The sequence below is a fragment of the Pseudomonas sp. FA-1 genome, assembly GCF_056856075.1.
This window is the reverse complement of record NZ_JBWXTH010000001.1, coordinates 213,003-229,471: the sequence shown is the minus strand read 5'-3', so window position 1 is coordinate 229,471 and position 16,469 is coordinate 213,003. Positions and strand designations below refer to the sequence as shown.

Annotated in this window: 16 protein-coding genes and 1 pseudogene; 10 read left to right on the top strand and 7 right to left on the bottom strand. The window is 64.7% G+C overall.

Annotation, left to right across the window (positions count from 1 at the left end; translation table 11 throughout):
• The first annotated feature begins 67 nt into the window (after positions 1-67).
• Complete coding sequence (locus AC1MHZ_RS01040; protein ID WP_084854049.1) at positions 68-514, top strand: c-type cytochrome; 447 nt, start codon at positions 68-70, stop codon at positions 512-514.
• Between the two features lie 36 nt (positions 515-550).
• Here AC1MHZ_RS01040 and AC1MHZ_RS01035 read toward each other — a convergent pair whose 3' ends face one another.
• The 5 genes from AC1MHZ_RS01035 to AC1MHZ_RS01015 form a co-directional block, all read right to left on the bottom strand.
• Entirely contained in the window at positions 551-946 is a 396-nt protein-coding gene (locus AC1MHZ_RS01035) for a DUF1090 domain-containing protein (RefSeq protein ID WP_084854051.1), read from the bottom strand.
• A gap of 126 nt (positions 947-1,072) precedes the next feature.
• A complete protein-coding gene (locus tag AC1MHZ_RS01030) occupies positions 1,073-1,468 on the bottom strand; it encodes a DUF1090 domain-containing protein (protein ID WP_482965936.1) in 396 nt (131 codons plus the stop codon).
• A gap of 61 nt (positions 1,469-1,529) precedes the next feature.
• Positions 1,530-3,203, bottom strand: a complete 1,674-nt coding sequence (gene ligB, locus AC1MHZ_RS01025) for an NAD-dependent DNA ligase LigB (RefSeq protein WP_084854055.1) — start codon at positions 3,201-3,203, stop codon at positions 1,530-1,532.
• Between the two features lie 297 nt (positions 3,204-3,500).
• A complete protein-coding gene (metK, locus tag AC1MHZ_RS01020) occupies positions 3,501-4,691 on the bottom strand; it encodes a methionine adenosyltransferase (RefSeq protein ID WP_196145943.1) in 1,191 nt (396 codons plus the stop codon).
• A gap of 19 nt (positions 4,692-4,710) precedes the next feature.
• Positions 4,711-5,703 (bottom strand): ArsR/SmtB family transcription factor, encoded by a 993-nt coding sequence (locus tag AC1MHZ_RS01015; RefSeq protein WP_084854059.1) that lies wholly within the window; start codon positions 5,701-5,703, stop codon positions 4,711-4,713.
• Positions 5,704-6,012: 309 nt separating this feature from the next.
• Here AC1MHZ_RS01015 and tkt point away from each other — a divergent pair, with 309 nt between their 5' ends.
• The 8 genes from tkt to AC1MHZ_RS00975 all read left to right on the top strand — a co-directional run bounded on the left by tkt (position 6,013) and on the right by AC1MHZ_RS00975 (position 13,234).
• Positions 6,013-8,010 carry a transketolase gene (gene tkt, locus AC1MHZ_RS01010; protein WP_084854060.1) on the top strand — a complete coding sequence of 666 codons (1,998 nt, stop codon included), beginning with the start codon at positions 6,013-6,015 and terminating at the stop codon, positions 8,008-8,010.
• Between the two features lie 150 nt (positions 8,011-8,160).
• On the top strand, positions 8,161-9,222 hold the full coding sequence (gene epd / locus AC1MHZ_RS01005) for an erythrose-4-phosphate dehydrogenase (protein ID WP_084854062.1): 1,062 nt from the start codon (positions 8,161-8,163) through the stop codon (positions 9,220-9,222).
• A 12-nt stretch (positions 9,223-9,234) separates the two neighbouring features.
• Positions 9,235-10,398 carry a phosphoglycerate kinase gene (locus AC1MHZ_RS01000; protein ID WP_465001506.1) on the top strand — a complete coding sequence of 388 codons (1,164 nt, stop codon included), beginning with the start codon at positions 9,235-9,237 and terminating at the stop codon, positions 10,396-10,398.
• 32 nt (positions 10,399-10,430) lie between these two features.
• Positions 10,431-10,646, top strand: a complete 216-nt coding sequence (locus tag AC1MHZ_RS00995) for a hypothetical protein (protein ID WP_084854302.1) — start codon at positions 10,431-10,433, stop codon at positions 10,644-10,646.
• A 160-nt stretch (positions 10,647-10,806) separates the two neighbouring features.
• On the top strand, positions 10,807-11,136 hold the full coding sequence (locus AC1MHZ_RS00990) for an MliC family protein (RefSeq protein ID WP_084854066.1): 330 nt from the start codon (positions 10,807-10,809) through the stop codon (positions 11,134-11,136).
• Between the two features lie 98 nt (positions 11,137-11,234).
• On the top strand, positions 11,235-12,299 hold the full coding sequence (fba, locus tag AC1MHZ_RS00985) for a class II fructose-bisphosphate aldolase (protein WP_084854068.1): 1,065 nt from the start codon (positions 11,235-11,237) through the stop codon (positions 12,297-12,299).
• Between the two features lie 125 nt (positions 12,300-12,424).
• A complete protein-coding gene (locus tag AC1MHZ_RS00980; RefSeq protein WP_084854070.1) occupies positions 12,425-12,925 on the top strand; it encodes a M48 metallopeptidase family protein in 501 nt (166 codons plus the stop codon).
• 12 nt (positions 12,926-12,937) lie between these two features.
• Complete coding sequence (locus AC1MHZ_RS00975; protein ID WP_084854072.1) at positions 12,938-13,234, top strand: winged helix-turn-helix domain-containing protein; 297 nt, start codon at positions 12,938-12,940, stop codon at positions 13,232-13,234.
• Positions 13,235-13,268: 34 nt separating this feature from the next.
• Here the strand turns inward: AC1MHZ_RS00975 and AC1MHZ_RS00970 are convergent, their stop codons facing one another.
• Positions 13,269-13,721: a GNAT family N-acetyltransferase gene (locus AC1MHZ_RS00970; protein ID WP_084854304.1), complete on the bottom strand. Its 453-nt coding sequence runs from the start codon at positions 13,719-13,721 to the stop codon at positions 13,269-13,271.
• A gap of 155 nt (positions 13,722-13,876) precedes the next feature.
• Between AC1MHZ_RS00970 and AC1MHZ_RS00965 the strand changes: the two are divergent.
• Positions 13,877-14,041: pseudogene (locus AC1MHZ_RS00965) on the top strand (amino acid ABC transporter substrate-binding protein); the annotation flags it as partial.
• 53 nt (positions 14,042-14,094) lie between these two features.
• Here AC1MHZ_RS00965 and yccS read toward each other — a convergent pair.
• Positions 14,095-16,278 carry a YccS family putative transporter gene (yccS, locus tag AC1MHZ_RS00960; RefSeq protein WP_084854073.1) on the bottom strand — a complete coding sequence of 728 codons (2,184 nt, stop codon included), beginning with the start codon at positions 16,276-16,278 and terminating at the stop codon, positions 14,095-14,097.
• Positions 16,279-16,469 lie beyond the last annotated feature (191 nt).

Here is a 16,469-nt window from a genome sequence, read left to right as displayed (position 1 = left end):
GGGGTATTGGTCTTTGTCGAGCAGACGAGGATACTGTTGGCCCTTTCCCTATGCCAATGTGACCGTGATGTTGAAATGTTTCACCGTTCTGCTGTTGGCTGGCCTGACCCTGGCGGCCTGCGACCGTGTCGATCCTAACTCACCCCTGGGCCAGCGCAAGGCGATCTTCAAGCAGATGCTCAAGACCAGCGAGGACATGGGCGGTATGCTGCGTGGGCGCCTGCCGTTCGACGGTGCCCGTTTCGCTGAAGGGGCCGTGAAGCTCGATGGCCTGGCTCATGCACCCTGGCAGCATTTTCCACAGGTCAAGGATGAAGGCGACAGCAGTGCGCGACCCGACGTGTGGGAGCGTCAGGCGCGTTTTCATGACTTGGCGCGGCAACTGGAGGGGGTGACGGGGGAATTGGTGGGCGCTACCCGTGAACAGCCGCTCGACGTAGCGCGGTTGAAGGCGCCGATGGACAAGGTGGAGGCGGCTTGCAAGGCGTGCCATACGGAGTTTCGTAACCACTGAGACCGCGAAAGGGCTGCGCAGCAGCCCCTGACAGGATCACTTGTCGAGCTCGAGCTCGGCTTGTTTCAGCTCGGCTTCGGATTCTGCAAGCTTGCGCTCGCGCTTGGCGATCTTGTCGGCATCGCCCTTGGCCTTGGCTTCGCGGAGGTCGGCCTGGCGCTCGGCGATCTCGGCCTTGGCTTTCTCGATCTTGGCCAGGCGCTCTTGGCGCAGGCCGGCGTCGGTGCAGTGCTCGGTGTTTTCCTTCAGGGCTTTTTCCAGGCCACGGATTTCGCCCCAGTTGTTGTGCTGCCTGGCGTACTCGAGCTGGTTCTCGATGGCGCTGCGCTTGGCCGCGCAGCCGGTCAGGCCTGGGCTGGGCTGCGCCGCTTGCAGCGAGCCTGCGGCCAAGCCGAGGGCAATCATCAGCGCCAAGGAGGAGCGTCGTTTCATGGCGGTTTCCTTTCGAAGTAATAGCAACAGAGAATGTAGGGAATAGTGCCTACATTCCTGCTGCCAGGTGAACTCCGATCGGAACTACCGCATCGTTTTCAGAAAATTCCTACGACTACCGCGGTATCAGCGCTCCAGCCTGTCAACGGCTTCCTGCAATTCTTTCTTGGCCTCGGCGAGTTTTTCCTTGCGCTTGTTGATCTTCTCGGCGTCGCCCTTCTTCATCGCCTTGTCCAAGTCCTTGGTGCGCTGGTTCACTTCGTGACGGGCGTCGAGCACCTTCTGTTCGCGCTCCTTGCGCAGGTTGGCGTCGGTGCAGTGTTCGGTGACTTCGTCGAGGGCCTTTTCCAGGCCGGTCTGTTGCTCGGCGTTGCCGTTGGCGCGGGCCTGTTCGATCTGTTCGCTGATGGCCTGGCGCTTGGCCGCGCAACCGGTCAGCCCAGGTTGCTCTTCAACGGCCAGCAGGGGGCCGGCAGCCAGGCCGAGCAAGGCGGTCAGGGCAAGGGACGAAAGCAGTTTCATCGGGGACTCCATTCGATGGCAGGGCAACGGAAAAGGGAAATGCTGCCCTGATCCGAGGAATTTAGAAACCCTCGATTGCCTGGGCTCGCAATTGTTCGGCCACCCGGCCAACCGATTCATCAGTGAAAAATGCCACCAGTTGTGCTGCTCGCCCAGGGCCGATACCGGGCTCGGCACGCCATTGTTCGACGCTTCGGGCTGCCAGGCTCGCCCAGTCGGGCGCAAGTTGCAGGCTGCTGGGCACCGGCGCGCCCAAGCCTCGAAGCCAGCGCTCGAAAGGCTGGCGCCTTGCTTGCGAGAAGGCCTTCAGCAACTGCTCCGCACGTGCCGTGCTGATGCCCGGTATACCCAGCAGGTCCTCGCGCTCCAGACCGAGCCAGGCATGCAGGTCGCTGATGACGCCATGCTCGACCAACTGCGCCCAGGTCGCGGGCCCTACACCCGGCATCTGCAGCCCCTGGCGCCCACCTAGCCAGGCCAGGCGGGCGAGGAATTGTTGCTTGCACGGTGCGTCTGGCCGCCAGCAACTGAGCGCATGATGTTGGCTGGGGTCCGGCGCCAGGACGGGCGGGCGATCAGTGCTGCGGTGCACCACGCCTTCGAACCTGGGCACGGTGAGGCCTGCCAGGGTGATCGCCACCTGGTCGCCGGGGCGGATGTCCAACGCTTGCCAGCGTGCCAGTGACCCAACGCTGACCACACTGATCCGGCGTTCATCCAGCATCACCGGGCTCAGGTGCAGCAAGGGTGTGATGCGCCCGGTTCGCCCGACCTTGAAGCGCACGTCTCGCACTTCGGCCAATGCCTGCTGGAAGGGGTACTTCCAGGCTGCGATCCAGTAGGGCGGCTTGGCGCGCCAGCGGCGGGCCGGTGGGCGGCTGTCCTGGCGCAGGATCACGCCGTCGGTGGCGAAGGGCAGGGGCGAGCGGTACCAATGCTGGCGCCAATGGGTGGCCTGCGCCATGTCGTCGATGGCGACGCTGTAGCGCTGGCTGTCGGGGAACCCGAGTTCGGCCAGCCGAGCCAGGCGTTCGTCCTGGTTGCTCGGCCCGCTCGGCCAGTCCCAGACGAACACGCCGACGCCTGCGCCTTGGGCAGCGGTCAACTGCTTCCTCGCCATCAGCCCGGCGATGGTGCTTCGGGCATTGGCGCCGCCTGCCTTGGCTTGAACGTGTTGCTCGAGGCGCCAGTACAGTTCACCTTGCAGCACCAGGTCCAATGGCTCGGGCAGGTGGCGCGGCAGGCCGGTTAGCTGTGCGATGTGCCGGCTCCAGTCGTGGCCTCGCACACCGTCGCCGCGGCTGAGCACCTGCACCAGCTGGCCGGATCGGTACACCAGGGTTGCGGCGACGCCATCCACCTTCGGTTGTATCCAGACGTTGCGCTTGCCATCGAGCCAGCGGGCCACAGCGCGCTCGTCCTCCAGCTTGGCCACGCCTGTATGTGCGACCGGGTGGGCAACAGGGCCGCCGGCGCCAGACAACGGGGCGTGCGCTTGAGGCAGGCCGAAGCAGGCCTGGAGCTGGCGCAGGCGTTGGAGGCTCTGGTCGTAGATTTCATCGGCGACCAGGGAGATGCCCTGGCGGTGGTAGTGATCGTCCCAGCGGGCGAGGGCCTCGCCCAGCTGCGCAGCCTCTTCGTTGGCGCGCTGCGCAGGCCAGTCGGGGCAGGGGGAGGCATTGGCCCAGAGGGCGAAAGAACACAACAACAGGGGCAAGAACAGCATGAAGCGCATGGCCGGCATCCGTGCGTGGCGTAGTCGAATGCTCAGCCTAGGCCGCTGCCATCGGGCGTGCCCGATCAAGGTGTCAGACGATGTTTCGTCGCTCTGTGGGTGGTGTGGCGGATGGGGCGCGTGCGTGGAGCATCGTCGGCAAGCCGGCTCCTACCTGCCCTGCGCGGTCCCAAAGACATCGCCATACCTGTGGGAGCCGGCTTGCCGGCGATTGGAGCGGAACAGGCGATGCAGGATGAAAAAAGCCCCCGCCGATCGCTCGGCGGGGGCTCGTCACAGGCAGCGCAAGCGAGACGCTTACAGGCCAGCTGCGTTGCGCAGGGTCTCGGCGCGGTCGGTGCGTTCCCAGGTGAAGGTGGTGAAGGTGTCGTCGCCGACGGTCTTCTGCTGCGGAATGCGGCCGAAGTGGCCGTAGGCAGCGGTCTCCTGGTACATCGGGTGGAGCAGGTCGAGCATGGTGGTGATGGCGTACGGACGCAGGTCGAAGCACTCGCGGACCAACTGCACGATCTTCTCGTCGGCGATCTTGCCGGTGCCGAAGGTGTTGATCGAGATGGAGGTCGGCTGGGCCACGCCGATGGCGTAGGACACCTGGATCTCGCAACGCTCGGCCAGGCCCGCGGCAACGATGTTCTTGGCCACGTAGCGGCCGGCATAGGCTGCCGAACGGTCGACCTTGGACGGGTCCTTGCCGGAGAAGGCGCCGCCGCCGTGGCGGGCCATGCCGCCGTAGGAGTCGACGATGATCTTGCGCCCGGTCAGGCCGCAGTCGCCCACCGGGCCACCGATGATGAAGTTGCCGGTCGGGTTGATGTGGAACTGGGTGTCCTTGTGCAGCAGCTCGGCCGGCAGGGTGTGCTTGACGATCAGCTCCATGACGGCTTCACGCAGGTCCTTGTAGGACACTTCCGGGTTGTGCTGGGTCGACAGGACCACGGCGTCGATGCCGACGACCTTGCCGTTCTCGTAGCGGCAGGTGACCTGGGACTTGGCGTCCGGGCGCAGCCACGGCAGCAGGCCGGACTTGCGCGCCTCGGCCTGGCGCTCGACCAGGCGGTGGGAGAAGCAGATCGGGGCCGGCATCAGCACGTCGGTCTCGTTGCTGGCGTAGCCGAACATCAGGCCCTGGTCGCCCGCGCCCTGGTCTTCCGGCTTGGAGCGGTCGACGCCCTGAGCGATGTCCACCGACTGCTTGCCGATGATGTTCATCACGGCGCAGGTGGCGCCGTCGAAACCAACGTCGGAGCTGTCGTAGCCGATGTCGATGATGACCTTGCGCACCAGTTCTTCCAGGTCGACCCAGGCCGAAGTGGTCACTTCGCCGGCAATGATGGCGACACCGGTCTTGACCAGGGTTTCGCAGGCCACGCGGGCGTACTTGTCCTGGGCGATGATTGCATCAAGGACCGCATCCGAAATCTGGTCGGCGATCTTGTCCGGATGCCCTTCGGACACGGACTCGGAAGTGAAAAGGGAGTATTCGCTCATCTCGACGGGTTCCTAAAATTTACCGATGGTGAGTGTCGCCAGTCGTCCGCTGGAAATGGCGGACCTGAATCTGGAAACCGTTACGCAAGCCCACATAGAGGCTGTCCCCGGGAACCAGTCCCGCTACCCGGGCCCAACGGGCCAGGTCGTCCTGCTCGAAGCCCAGCCAGAGGTCGCCGCAGGCTTCCCGCGCCCACCCCTGGTCATGGCTGCACAGCTCGGTGACCAGCAGGCTACCGCCCGCTTTCACCCGTTTGGCCAGCAGGCGCAGGGCCAGGGCCGGGTCGCTGAAGTGGTGCAGCACCATGTTCAGCACAACGCAGTCGGCTTCCACATCCGTTGCACCCAGTGCATCGGCCAACTGCAGGTTTACGTTGTCCAGGCCTTCGCGCTGGCAGACCTGGCGGGCCAGCTCGAGCATGGTCGGGCTGTTGTCCATGGCCGTGACCTGGGTGAAGCGCCGCGCCAGGTCCGGCAGGAAACCGCCATCACCCGGGCCGACTTCCAGTGCCGTGGCCTCGGTGCCGAAGCTCAGGTTGTCGAGCAGGGCGAGGAGGCTTTCACGGTATTGCGGCAGGCCAGCGATCAGGTCCTGCTGGGCGCGGAATTTTTCTTCCACGCGCAGGAAGAAGTCCTGGCTGGTGGCCGCCCGGCGCTGTTGCACCTGGGCGATCCGGGCCTGCACATCCTGCGGCAGGGCCAGCCCGTCGACTTCCTCGAGCAGTGCTGCGTGCAGGCGGCCGCCCAGGCGCAGGCTGTCGGGCAGGGCACGGCGATAGAAGATCGCGTTGCCCTCGCGGCGGGTGGCCACCAGCTCGGCCTGGGCCAGCACTTTGAGATGATGGCTCATGCCGGACTGGCCGACGTCGAAGATCTGCGCCAGCTCCAGCACCCCGAAGGAATCGCTGGCCAGGGCGCGCAATACGTTCAGGCGCAAGGCGTCGCCACTGGCCTTGCACAGGGCTGCCAGGGTTTCGCTTTGCGGGGGGATCGGTTGCGCACGCAGGTTCATGGTGCGGCAGTCTAGACAGGCATCGTTGCCCCTGCAAGGTCAATATCAAAAAGTTTTGATATTGAATGACGGGCGGAGAGGGAGCCGGTTCGCGGGCAACCCCGCTCCCACAAGCTGGAGACCGTGCTGTCGGCGCGGGATTACCCGTGAACAGGCCGGCAGCGACATCAGGTTTGTCCCGATTTACGCCACAAACATAGGAAAAATACCCAACTGCGACCATCCGTCATTGCCCCCGGCCCCGCCTGTGGGCGAAAATGGCGGCCTTTTTTCGTTTCACCACCTTTTCAAGCCCCAGGAGACTCAGCGATGCCCAGCCGTCGTGAACGTGCCAACGCCATTCGTGCCCTCAGCATGGATGCCGTGCAAAAGGCCAACAGCGGCCACCCAGGTGCCCCCATGGGCATGGCGGATATCGCCGAAGTGCTTTGGCGCGACTACCTGAAGCACAACCCGAGCAACCCGAAATTCGCCGACCGCGACCGCTTCGTGCTGTCCAACGGCCACGGCTCGATGCTCATCTATTCGCTGCTGCACCTGACCGGCTACGACCTGTCGATCGATGACCTCAAGGCCTTCCGCCAGTTGCACAGCCGCACCCCGGGCCACCCGGAATACGGCTACACCGCAGGCGTGGAAACCACCACCGGCCCGTTGGGCCAGGGCATCGCCAACGCCGTGGGCTTCGCCCTGGCGGAAAAAGTGCTGGCCGCCCAGTTCAACCGTGAAGGTCACACCATCGTCGACCACAACACCTACGTGTTCCTCGGCGACGGCTGCATGATGGAAGGCATCTCCCACGAAGTCGCCTCCCTGGCCGGCACCCTGGGCCTGAACAAGCTGATCGCCTTCTACGACGACAACGGCATCTCCATCGACGGTGAAGTGCATGGCTGGTTCACCGACAACACCCCGGCGCGCTTCGAGGCGTACAACTGGCAGGTGATCCGCAACGTCAACGGCCATGACGCCGACGAGATCAAGACGGCCATCGAGACCGCCCGCAAGAGCGACCGCCCGACCCTGATCTGCTGCAAGACCATCATCGGCTTCGGCTCGCCGAACAAGCAGGGCAAGGAAGACTGCCACGGCGCACCGCTGGGCAACGACGAAATCGCCCTGGCGCGCAAGGAGCTGAACTGGAACCACGGTCCGTTCGAAATTCCTGCCGAGATCTACGCAGAGTGGGATGCCAAGGCCGCCGGCGCCAAGCTCGAGGCCGAGTGGAACCAGCGCTTCGACGCCTACGCCAAGGCCTACCCGGAGTTGGCTGCCGAGTTCAAGCGCCGTGAAAGCGGCGAGCTGCCGGCCGACTTCGCCGAGAAGGCCCAGGCCTACATCAACGAAGTGGCCGCCAAGGGCGAAACCATCGCCAGCCGCAAGGCCAGCCAGAACGCCCTGAACGCCTTCGGCCCGCTGCTGCCCGAGTTCCTCGGCGGCTCCGCCGACCTGGCCGGTTCCAACCTGACCCTGTGGAAGGGCTGCAAGGGGGTCAGCGCCGACGATGCCAGCGGCAACTACGTGTTCTACGGTGTGCGCGAATTCGGCATGACCGCCATCATGAACGGCGTCGCCCTGCACGGCGGCCTGGTGCCATATGGCGCGACCTTCCTGATGTTCATGGAATACGCGCGCAACGCGGTGCGCATGTCGGCGCTGATGAAGCAGCGCGTGATCCACGTCTACACCCACGACTCCATCGGCCTGGGCGAAGACGGCCCGACCCACCAGCCGATCGAGCAGCTGACCGCCCTGCGCAGCACCCCGAACCTGGACACCTGGCGCCCGGCCGATGCGGTCGAGTCGGCCGTGTCCTGGAAGAACGCCCTGGAGCGCAAGGACGGCCCGTCGGCGCTGATCTTCTCGCGCCAGAACCTGCAGCACCAGGAGCGCGACGCCCAGCAGATCGCCGACATCAGCCGCGGCGGCTACATCCTCAAGGACTGTGCCGGCGAGCCTGAGCTGATCCTGATCGCCACCGGTTCGGAAGTGGGCCTGGCGGTCCAGGCGCATGCCAAGCTGACCGAGCAGGGCCGCAAGGTTCGTGTGGTCTCCATGCCGTGCACCAGCGTGTTCGATGCCCAGGATGCTGCCTACAAGCAGTCGGTGCTGCCGCTGGAAGTGGGCGCGCGTATCGCCATCGAAGCTGCCCATGCCGACTTCTGGTACAAGTACGTGGGCCTGGAAGGCCGCGTCATCGGCATGACCACCTACGGTGAGTCGGCGCCGGCTTCGGCACTGTTCGAAGAATTCGGCTTCACCCTGGAGAACATCCTGGGTACCGCCGAAGAGCTGCTGGAAGACTGATACAGGCAAAGCGAGGGCCCTTGGCCCTCGTTCGCGGCGCAAGGCCGCTCCTACAGGGTATTGCGCATGTCGTCCCCTGTAGGAGCGGCCTTGTGTCGCGAATGGGCCGCCCAGCGGCCCCGTTCAACCGCCGGAGTTCAAGAGCCACCTATGCCCCATCCGCGTCCCTACAAAGTTGCACTCAACGGTTATGGCCGTATCGGTCGCTGTGTCTTGCGCGCTTTGTTCGAGCGTGGGGCGGACGCCGGTTTCGAAATCGTTGCGTTGAACGACCTGGCCGACCAGGCCAGCCTCGAATACCTGACCCGCTTCGACTCCACCCACGGGCGTTTCCCCGGCCAGGTGAGGGTCGATGGCGATTGCCTGCACATCAACGGCGACTGCGTGAAGGTCCTGCGCAGCGCCACCCCGGAAGGCATCGACTGGGGCGCCCTGGGCGTGGACTTGGTGCTGGAATGCTCCGGTGCCTATAACACCCGTGCCGATGGCCAGCGCTTCCTCGATGCCGGCGCGCCGCGGGTGCTGTTCTCCCAGCCGATGGCCAGTGAGGCGGATGTGGACGCTACGGTGGTCTACGGCATCAACCAGGATTGCCTCGGTGGCCAAGAGCGCCTGGTGTCCAATGCCTCCTGCACCACCAATTGCGGCGTGCCGCTGCTGCGCGTGCTGGACCAGGCGTTCGGCATCGAGTATGTCTCGATCACCACCATCCACTCGGCGATGAACGACCAGCCCGTGATCGACGCCTACCACCACGAGGACCTGCGCCGCACCCGTTCGGCCTTCCAGTCGGTGATCCCGGTGTCCACTGGTCTGGCGCGTGGCATCGAGCGGCTGCTGCCGGAACTTGCCGGGCGAATCCAGGCCAAAGCGGTACGCGTGCCGACCGTCAACGTGTCGTGCCTGGACATCACCCTGCAGACCGCCCGCGACACCAGCGCGGCCGAGGTCAACCGGGTGTTGCGCGAGGCTGCCCTGGACGGCCCGCTCAAGGGGCTGCTGGCCTACACCGAGCTGCCCCATGCCAGCTGTGATTTCAACCATGACCCGCATTCGGCCATCGTCGATGCCAGCCAGACCCGTGTTTCCGGCCCCCGCCTGGTGAACCTGCTGGCCTGGTTCGACAACGAATGGGGGTTCGCCAACCGTATGCTCGACGTCGCGGGTCACTTCCTGCGCGTCGTCCACCAAACCCGCACCAAACAGCCCTGAAGGACTGCATTCATGACCGTGTTGAAGATGACCGACCTCGACCTGCAAGGTAAGCGCGTACTGATCCGCGAAGACCTCAACGTCCCTGTGAAGGACGGTGTGGTAGCCAGCGATGCGCGTATCCTGGCTGCGCTGCCGACCATCAAGCTGGCCCTGGAGAAGGGCGCGGCCGTGATGGTCTGCTCGCACCTGGGGCGCCCGACCGAAGGTGAGTTCTCCGCCGAGAACAGCCTCAAGCCGGTTGCCGACTACCTGAGCAAGGCCCTGGGCCGCGACGTGCCGCTGGTTGCCGATTACCTCGACGGTGTCGAGGTCAAGGCCGGTGACCTGGTGCTGTTCGAGAACGTTCGCTTCAACAAGGGCGAGAAGAAGAACGCTGACGAACTGGCGCAGAAATACGCTGCCCTGTGCGACGTGTTCGTCATGGACGCCTTCGGCACCGCCCACCGCGCCGAGGGTTCCACCCATGGTGTGGCCAAGTTCGCCAAGGTCGCTGCGGCCGGCCCGCTGCTGGCCGCCGAGCTGGACGCCCTGGGCAAGGCCTTGAAGGCCCCGGCCAAGCCGATGGCCGCCATCGTCGCCGGCTCCAAGGTGTCCACCAAGCTGGACGTGCTGAACAGCTTGAGCACCGTCTGTGACCAGCTGATCGTCGGTGGCGGCATCGCCAACACCTTCCTCGCCGCGGCCGGCCACAAGGTCGGCAAGTCGCTGTACGAACCTGACCTGGTCGAGACCGCCAAGGCCATCGCCGCCAAGGTCAGCGTACCGCTGCCGGTGGACGTGGTGGTGGCCAAGGAATTCGCCGAGAGCGCCGAAGCCACCGTCAAGTCCATCGCCGATGTGGCCGATGACGACATGATCCTGGACATCGGCCCGAAGACCGCCGAACAGTTCGCCGAGCTGCTCAAGTCGTCCAAGACCATCCTGTGGAACGGCCCGGTCGGCGTGTTCGAATTCGACCAGTTCGGCAACGGCACCAAGGTGCTGGCCAAGGCCATTGCCGATAGCGCCGCCTTCTCCATCGCCGGTGGTGGTGACACCCTGGCGGCCATCGACAAGTATGGCGTCGGCGCTGATATCTCCTACATTTCTACCGGTGGCGGCGCATTCCTCGAGTTCGTCGAGGGCAAGGTCCTGCCTGCCGTTGCTATCCTGGAAGAACGGGCCAAGGCCTGAGCATGACGGCGCCTGGCAAAGGGAGCGACCTGATGGTCAAGCAATTGCCTGTGATGATCCTGGCCCTGCTGTTGGGCGCTTGCTCCGGCAAGGGCGCGGACAGCGAGCCGTCGCAGCCGCCCAAGGGCGGTTGCTACCAGTCCCAGTGGCAGGCGGAGACGGCCCCGGTGATCAACAAGCGCATGGGCCCGGAAGGCCTGGAAAAGTACGACGACGAACACCAGCGCAAGGCGCCGGGGTGCCCTTGATCGGAGGGCAGGCAACCTGCGGGCTGTTTTGTGGTCTTGAACAGGGGGCCGCTGTGCGGCCCATCGCAGGCTTCGCCAGCTCCCACGGGGTACACATTTTCCCTGTGGGCGCTGGCGAAGCTGCGAAGGGCTGCGCAGCAGCCCCAATCGAGGGAATTGAATGAAAGCGCTACTGGCCTCGATGGCTCTGGCGACCCTGGCAGGATGCTCACTGCTGCAATCGCCGCAACCCGCCCCGGCGGACAATTGGACCCGCTGGGTCTGCGACACACAGGCCGAAGTGCTCTGGCGCTTCGCCGATGCCACCCAGGAGTCGGTCGACGTGCGTCTGGGCGGCGGCGACCAGGTCTACCGGCTCAAGTCCGAGCCGGGCGCCTCGGGTGCGCTCTACAGCGATGGCGTGCTGGCCTTGCACACCAAGGGCGATGAAGGCCTGGTGTACTGGGTCGCAACCAACGACCTGATTGGGCGGGGCTGCAAGGCACCGTGACTGGCCGGGCCGCGAGGCGGCCCACACTACTTGAACAGCAACCGCCCCTGCGGCAGGCTTGCACGAAACAACGACGCTTGTCGGGAGAGAGATACACAATGGCACTCATTAGCATGCGCCAGATGCTGGACCACGCCGCCGAGTTCGGCTACGGCGTTCCGGCTTTCAACGTCAACAACCTCGAGCAGATGCGCGCCATCATGGAAGCCGCCGACAAGACCGACTCTCCGGTCATCGTCCAGGCCTCGGCCGGTGCCCGCAAGTACGCCGGTGCCCCCTTCCTGCGTCACCTGATCCTGGCAGCGATCGAAGAGTTCCCGCACATCCCGGTGTGCATGCACCAGGACCACGGCACCAGCCCTGACGTATGCCAGCGCTCCATCCAGCTGGGTTTCAGCTCGGTGATGATGGACGGCTCGCTCAAGGAAGACGGCAAGACCCCGTCCGACTACGAGTACAACGTGCGCGTCACCCAGCAGACCGTGGCGTTCGCCCACGCCTGTGGCGTGTCGGTGGAAGGCGAGCTGGGTTGCCTGGGCAGCCTGGAAACCGGCCAGGCCGGTGAGGAAGACGGCATCGGCGCCGAAGGCACCCTGGACCACAGCCAGATGCTGACCGACCCGGAAGAAGCTGCCGACTTCGTCAAGAAGACCCAGGTCGATGCCCTGGCCATCGCCATTGGCACCAGCCACGGCGCGTACAAGTTCACCAAGCCGCCAACCGGCGACATCCTGGCGATCGACCGCATCAAGGAAATCCACAAGCGCATCCCCAACACCCACCTGGTGATGCACGGCTCCTCCTCGGTGCCTCAGGAATGGCTGAAGGTCATCAACGAATACGGCGGTGACATCAAGGAAACCTACGGCGTGCCGGTCGAGGAAATCGTCGAAGGTATCAAGTACGGCGTGCGCAAGGTCAACATCGACACCGACCTGCGCCTGGCGTCCACCGGTGCCATCCGCCGCTACATGGCCCAGCACCCGAGCGAGTTCGACCCACGCAAGTTCTTCGCCGAGACCGTCAAGGCCATGCGTGACGTCTGCATCGCCCGTTATGAAGCCTTCGGCACTGCCGGCAATGCCTCCAAGATCAAGCCGATCTCCCTGGAAGGCATGTTCCAGCGTTACGCCAAGGGCGAGTTGGCTGCCAAGGTCAACTGATCTGGCGTCCATTGGGGCTGCTGCGCAGCCCCATCGCGGGGCAAGCCCGCTCCCACAGGGGTTGCGCACGCCGAACCCTGTGGGAGCGGGCTTGTCCCGCGATTCGTTTCGTTGAACGCCGTGCCATGACCACATTACGCTACCTGCAAGCCTACCCTCCCCACCTGCAAGAGCAGGTGCGCCAGATGATCGCCACCGACCGCCTGGGTGACTACCTGCGCAAACGCTACCCTGATCGTCACGACGTGCAGAACGACAAGGCCCTGTACGGCTACGCCCAGGATCTCAAGCAGCAGTACCTGCGCAGTGCGCCAAACCTGGACAAGGTACTGTTCGACAACCGCCTGGACCTGACCCACCGTGCCCTGGGCCTGAATACTGCGGTCTCGCGGGTGCAGGGCGGCAAGCTCAAAGCCAAGAAGGAAATCCGCATCGCTTCGTTGTTCAAGGAGGCCGCGCCGCAGTTCCTGCGCATGATCGTGGTGCACGAACTGGCACACCTGCGCGAGCGTGACCACAACAAGGCGTTCTACCAACTCTGCCAGCACATGGAGCCGGACTACCATCAACTGGAGTTCGACCTGCGCATCTACCTGACCTACCGGGAGCTACCGGGCATCACCTGAGGATCGAGCAGCATGGATGTGAGCAAGACCAAGAGCAGTTTCTACCGCCGGCTCTACGTGGCCTGGCTGATCGACAGCCAGACTGCCACCAGCGTGCCGGCGCTGATGGCGGCCACCGGCATGCCCAGGCGCACCGCCCAGGACACCATCGCCGCCCTGGCCGACCTGGACATCGTCTGCGAGTTCGAGCAGCAGGCGGGGGCGCGCAATCACGCCGGGCACTACCGTATCCATGATTGGGGGGCCATCGACAAGCAGTGGATCATCCAGCACCTGCGCCAGATCAGGGACGTGCTGGGGTATCCATGACCTGAGCGCTCCGGCTGCTCTATGCCCTCTTATCTCAAGCCTTGCGCATACCGATATGCGGGATGCCATCCTCCAGGTACTGCTCCCCCGCCACTTCGAACCCATGCCGCGCATAGTAGGCCTGTAGATGTGCCTGGGCTGACAGATAGATCGGTGTTCCCGGCCAGCAGTGCTCGGCGCACTCCAGGCCCTTGAGCAACAACTGATGGCCCAGGCCGCCACCGCGCGCGGCGGGGGCGGTCACCACCCGGCCAATGACCACATCGCCGCCTTGGGATTGAGGGTCGAGCAGGCGCAGGTAGGCCACCAAACGGTCCTGCTCCCATCCCATCAGGTGCAGCGTATCCCCGCAAAGGTCCTGGCCGTCGACCTCCTGGTAGGCGCATTGCTGCTCCACCACGAAGACTTCGGTGCGCAGTTGCAGGATGGCATAGAGCTGCTCCTTGCCAAGGTCGGTATGGTGCTTGCAGATCCACTCGATGGACATGGGTATGAACTCTTTGAAGGGGCGGTCGATCATCGCAAATCCAGGCTCCGGCGACGAGTCGGACATTGCCCAAAAACAGGCTCCGCAACATTCGGCCAAAATAGAGGCTATTTGATATCATTTGTCGGCTGCCGACCGAGAGGGCTTTGTAGACGAGGGAGGTGCGTGAAGCCGTGACCTTCGTGGAGCCCGCGCTGGGAGAGAACAACCTGCATATCCTGGTCAGCCTCAAGCATCCCGAACATCGACAGATCATCGAGCGATTCGACCGCGCCATTGCCGATGGCAGCTATGCCCGGCTGTTGCGTCAGCATGGGTTTCTGACATGCGACGCTTTCGCAGGTGAACCCCGCTGCCAAACCACCGCGCAGGGTCAGTGCGGCGGGTTTTCCTTGATCAGGTGTGCCGCCAGGGTGCGCAGCGGCCCAAGCTGGCGGCAGATCAGCGCCAGTTGCGTCTGCACCAGGCGCTGGTGTTCATCCAGTTCCTCGGGCATTTGCTCCAACGCGCCGGCCAGGGCTTCCTCGGCATCGCTGTGAATGGCCACGGGCAGGCGCGCGGCCAGGCCATTGGCGATCTCATCGAGGCTGTTGGCCAGGCTTTGTCCGGCGCCATCGATCAACTGCTCATGGACCTCCGGCGGTAGCGCCGTGTCGCGGTGCGCGCCGAGCCCGGAGAGGTAGCTGAGCAGGGTATGGGAGAGCACCAGGAAGCGGAAGCCCACATCGGCTTCCTTGCGGAAATGCCCAGGCTCCATGAGCATGTTGGCCAGCGTGGTCGACAGAGCCGCATCGGCGTTGTGGGCATTGCGGCGGGCCAGGCGGTAGGCCAAGTCGTCGCGCTTGCCATGGGCATACTGCTGCATGATCTGGCGCAGATAGGCACTGGCGCAGGTGAGGGTATTGGCGAGCACCTTGTTCAGGCGCCGCCCCTGCCAGTCGGGCAGGAACAGGAACACCGCCAGAATCGCGATCAGGCTGCCCACGAGGGTATCGAACAAACGCGGCAGGAACAGGCCGTACCCATCACCGATCTGATTGAAGCAGAACAGCACCATCAGCGTGATCGCGGCGGTGGCCAGGGTGTAGCGGGTGGTGCGGTTGACGAAGAACACCACCCCGGCGACCACCGCGAACATGGACTGGATGATCGGGCTGGGGAACAGGTCGAACAGTGCCCAACCCACGGTCAGGCCGATGGCAGTACCCAGGATACGCTGCACCAGCTTGCGCCGAGTGGCGCCGTAGTTGGGCTGGCAGACGAACAGGGTGGTGAGGATGATCCAGTAGCCCTGGGTCGGGTGGATCAGGTGCACCATGCCGTAGCCCACCGACAGTGCCAGGGACAGGCGCAGGGCATGGCGGAACAGCAACGAGGTCGGTGTCAGCTGGGTGCGCAGGCGGCTCCAGACGTCCTCGAGGTTGCGCGGTGAGCGGTCCAGCAGGCTGCTGTCGCCGGTGTCGGCCAGGCTGTCCGGGTTGCTGGCGGCGCCCAGCAGGCGGTCGAGGGTCGCCAGGTTGCCGGCCAATGCCCGCAAGGAGCGCAGCAGGCTGCGCCAGGCCGGGTTGCTCTGGATGCGCAGGTGCTCCAGCGAGGCATTGAGGTCTTCCAGCGCTTCAGCGAAACCTGTGCCATAGACGAACGGCTGGCGCAGGCGGATCGACTGCGACAATTGCTGGCAGGCCGAGCCCTGCTGGCGCAGCAGGCGCTGGCAGCGGAACATCACATCGCTGTGGAAGAACGCCTCGGCCAAGGCGTTGTAGGGATAGTGCGAAGCGCTGACCCGCTCATGGATGTCCTGGGCCAGGAAGTACAGCTTGAGGTAGCGGCTGACCTTGGAATTCGGCTGGCTGTTGCCGACCCGGTGCAGAATGATCTCCTTGGCCGCATTCAGGGCCGCCACCACCTTGCCGTTCTGCTGGGCCAGCTCCAGGCGCCGGGCCTCGAGGTCCAGGTTGCGGATCGGCTCGAACAGGTTGGCCTTGAGCTTGAGGTAGCGGCCGAGTTCGAGGAACAGCTTGGCCAGGCTCTGTTGCACCGGCTGATTGGAAAACAGGGCCTGCCACAGCACCGACAGCAGGCCGTACCAGGCCGCGCCCGCCACCAGCAGCAGGGGTTCGTGCCAGAAGTCGCTGACCTGGCCGCCGCGCTGGTCCACGCCGATCATGGTGTACACCGACAGGATCAGCGTGGCCGAGGCGATGGCGCCGTAGCGCTCTCCCAGGGCGCCAAGCATGGTCAGGCCGAAGGTGGCCAGGGCCAGCGCGCCGGCGAACAACCAGGGGTAGGGGAACAACAGCTCCACTGACAGCGCGGCGATGGCGAAGCACACCAGGGTCACGGCCAGCGCACTCAGGCGGCCTTGCCAGCTGTCGTCGGTCTCGGCCAGGGCGCTGGCGATGATGCCCAGGAACAGCGGGATCAACAGGGCCATTTCGTCCTGGTACCAGCACAGGGCCATGCTGCCGGTCAGGGCGATCGTTACCCGGATGCTGTAGCTGAACTTGTCTTGGCCCCAAAGGCGACGCAATGAATGGCGGAACGAGCTCGATGACATGATGGCCTGCTGGCAGTGATCGAATGAATACCTTTCATGCCATCCATCATGGGGCCGCTGCGTGCCCCATCGCGGGACAAGCCCTACCAAAGGGGTGTGCGTAACCCCTGTAGGAGCGGGCTTGTCCCGCGATGGGCTGCGTAGCAGCCCCAATACGATGCCGGCATTGCCACACGGACCAGCAAGAAGCG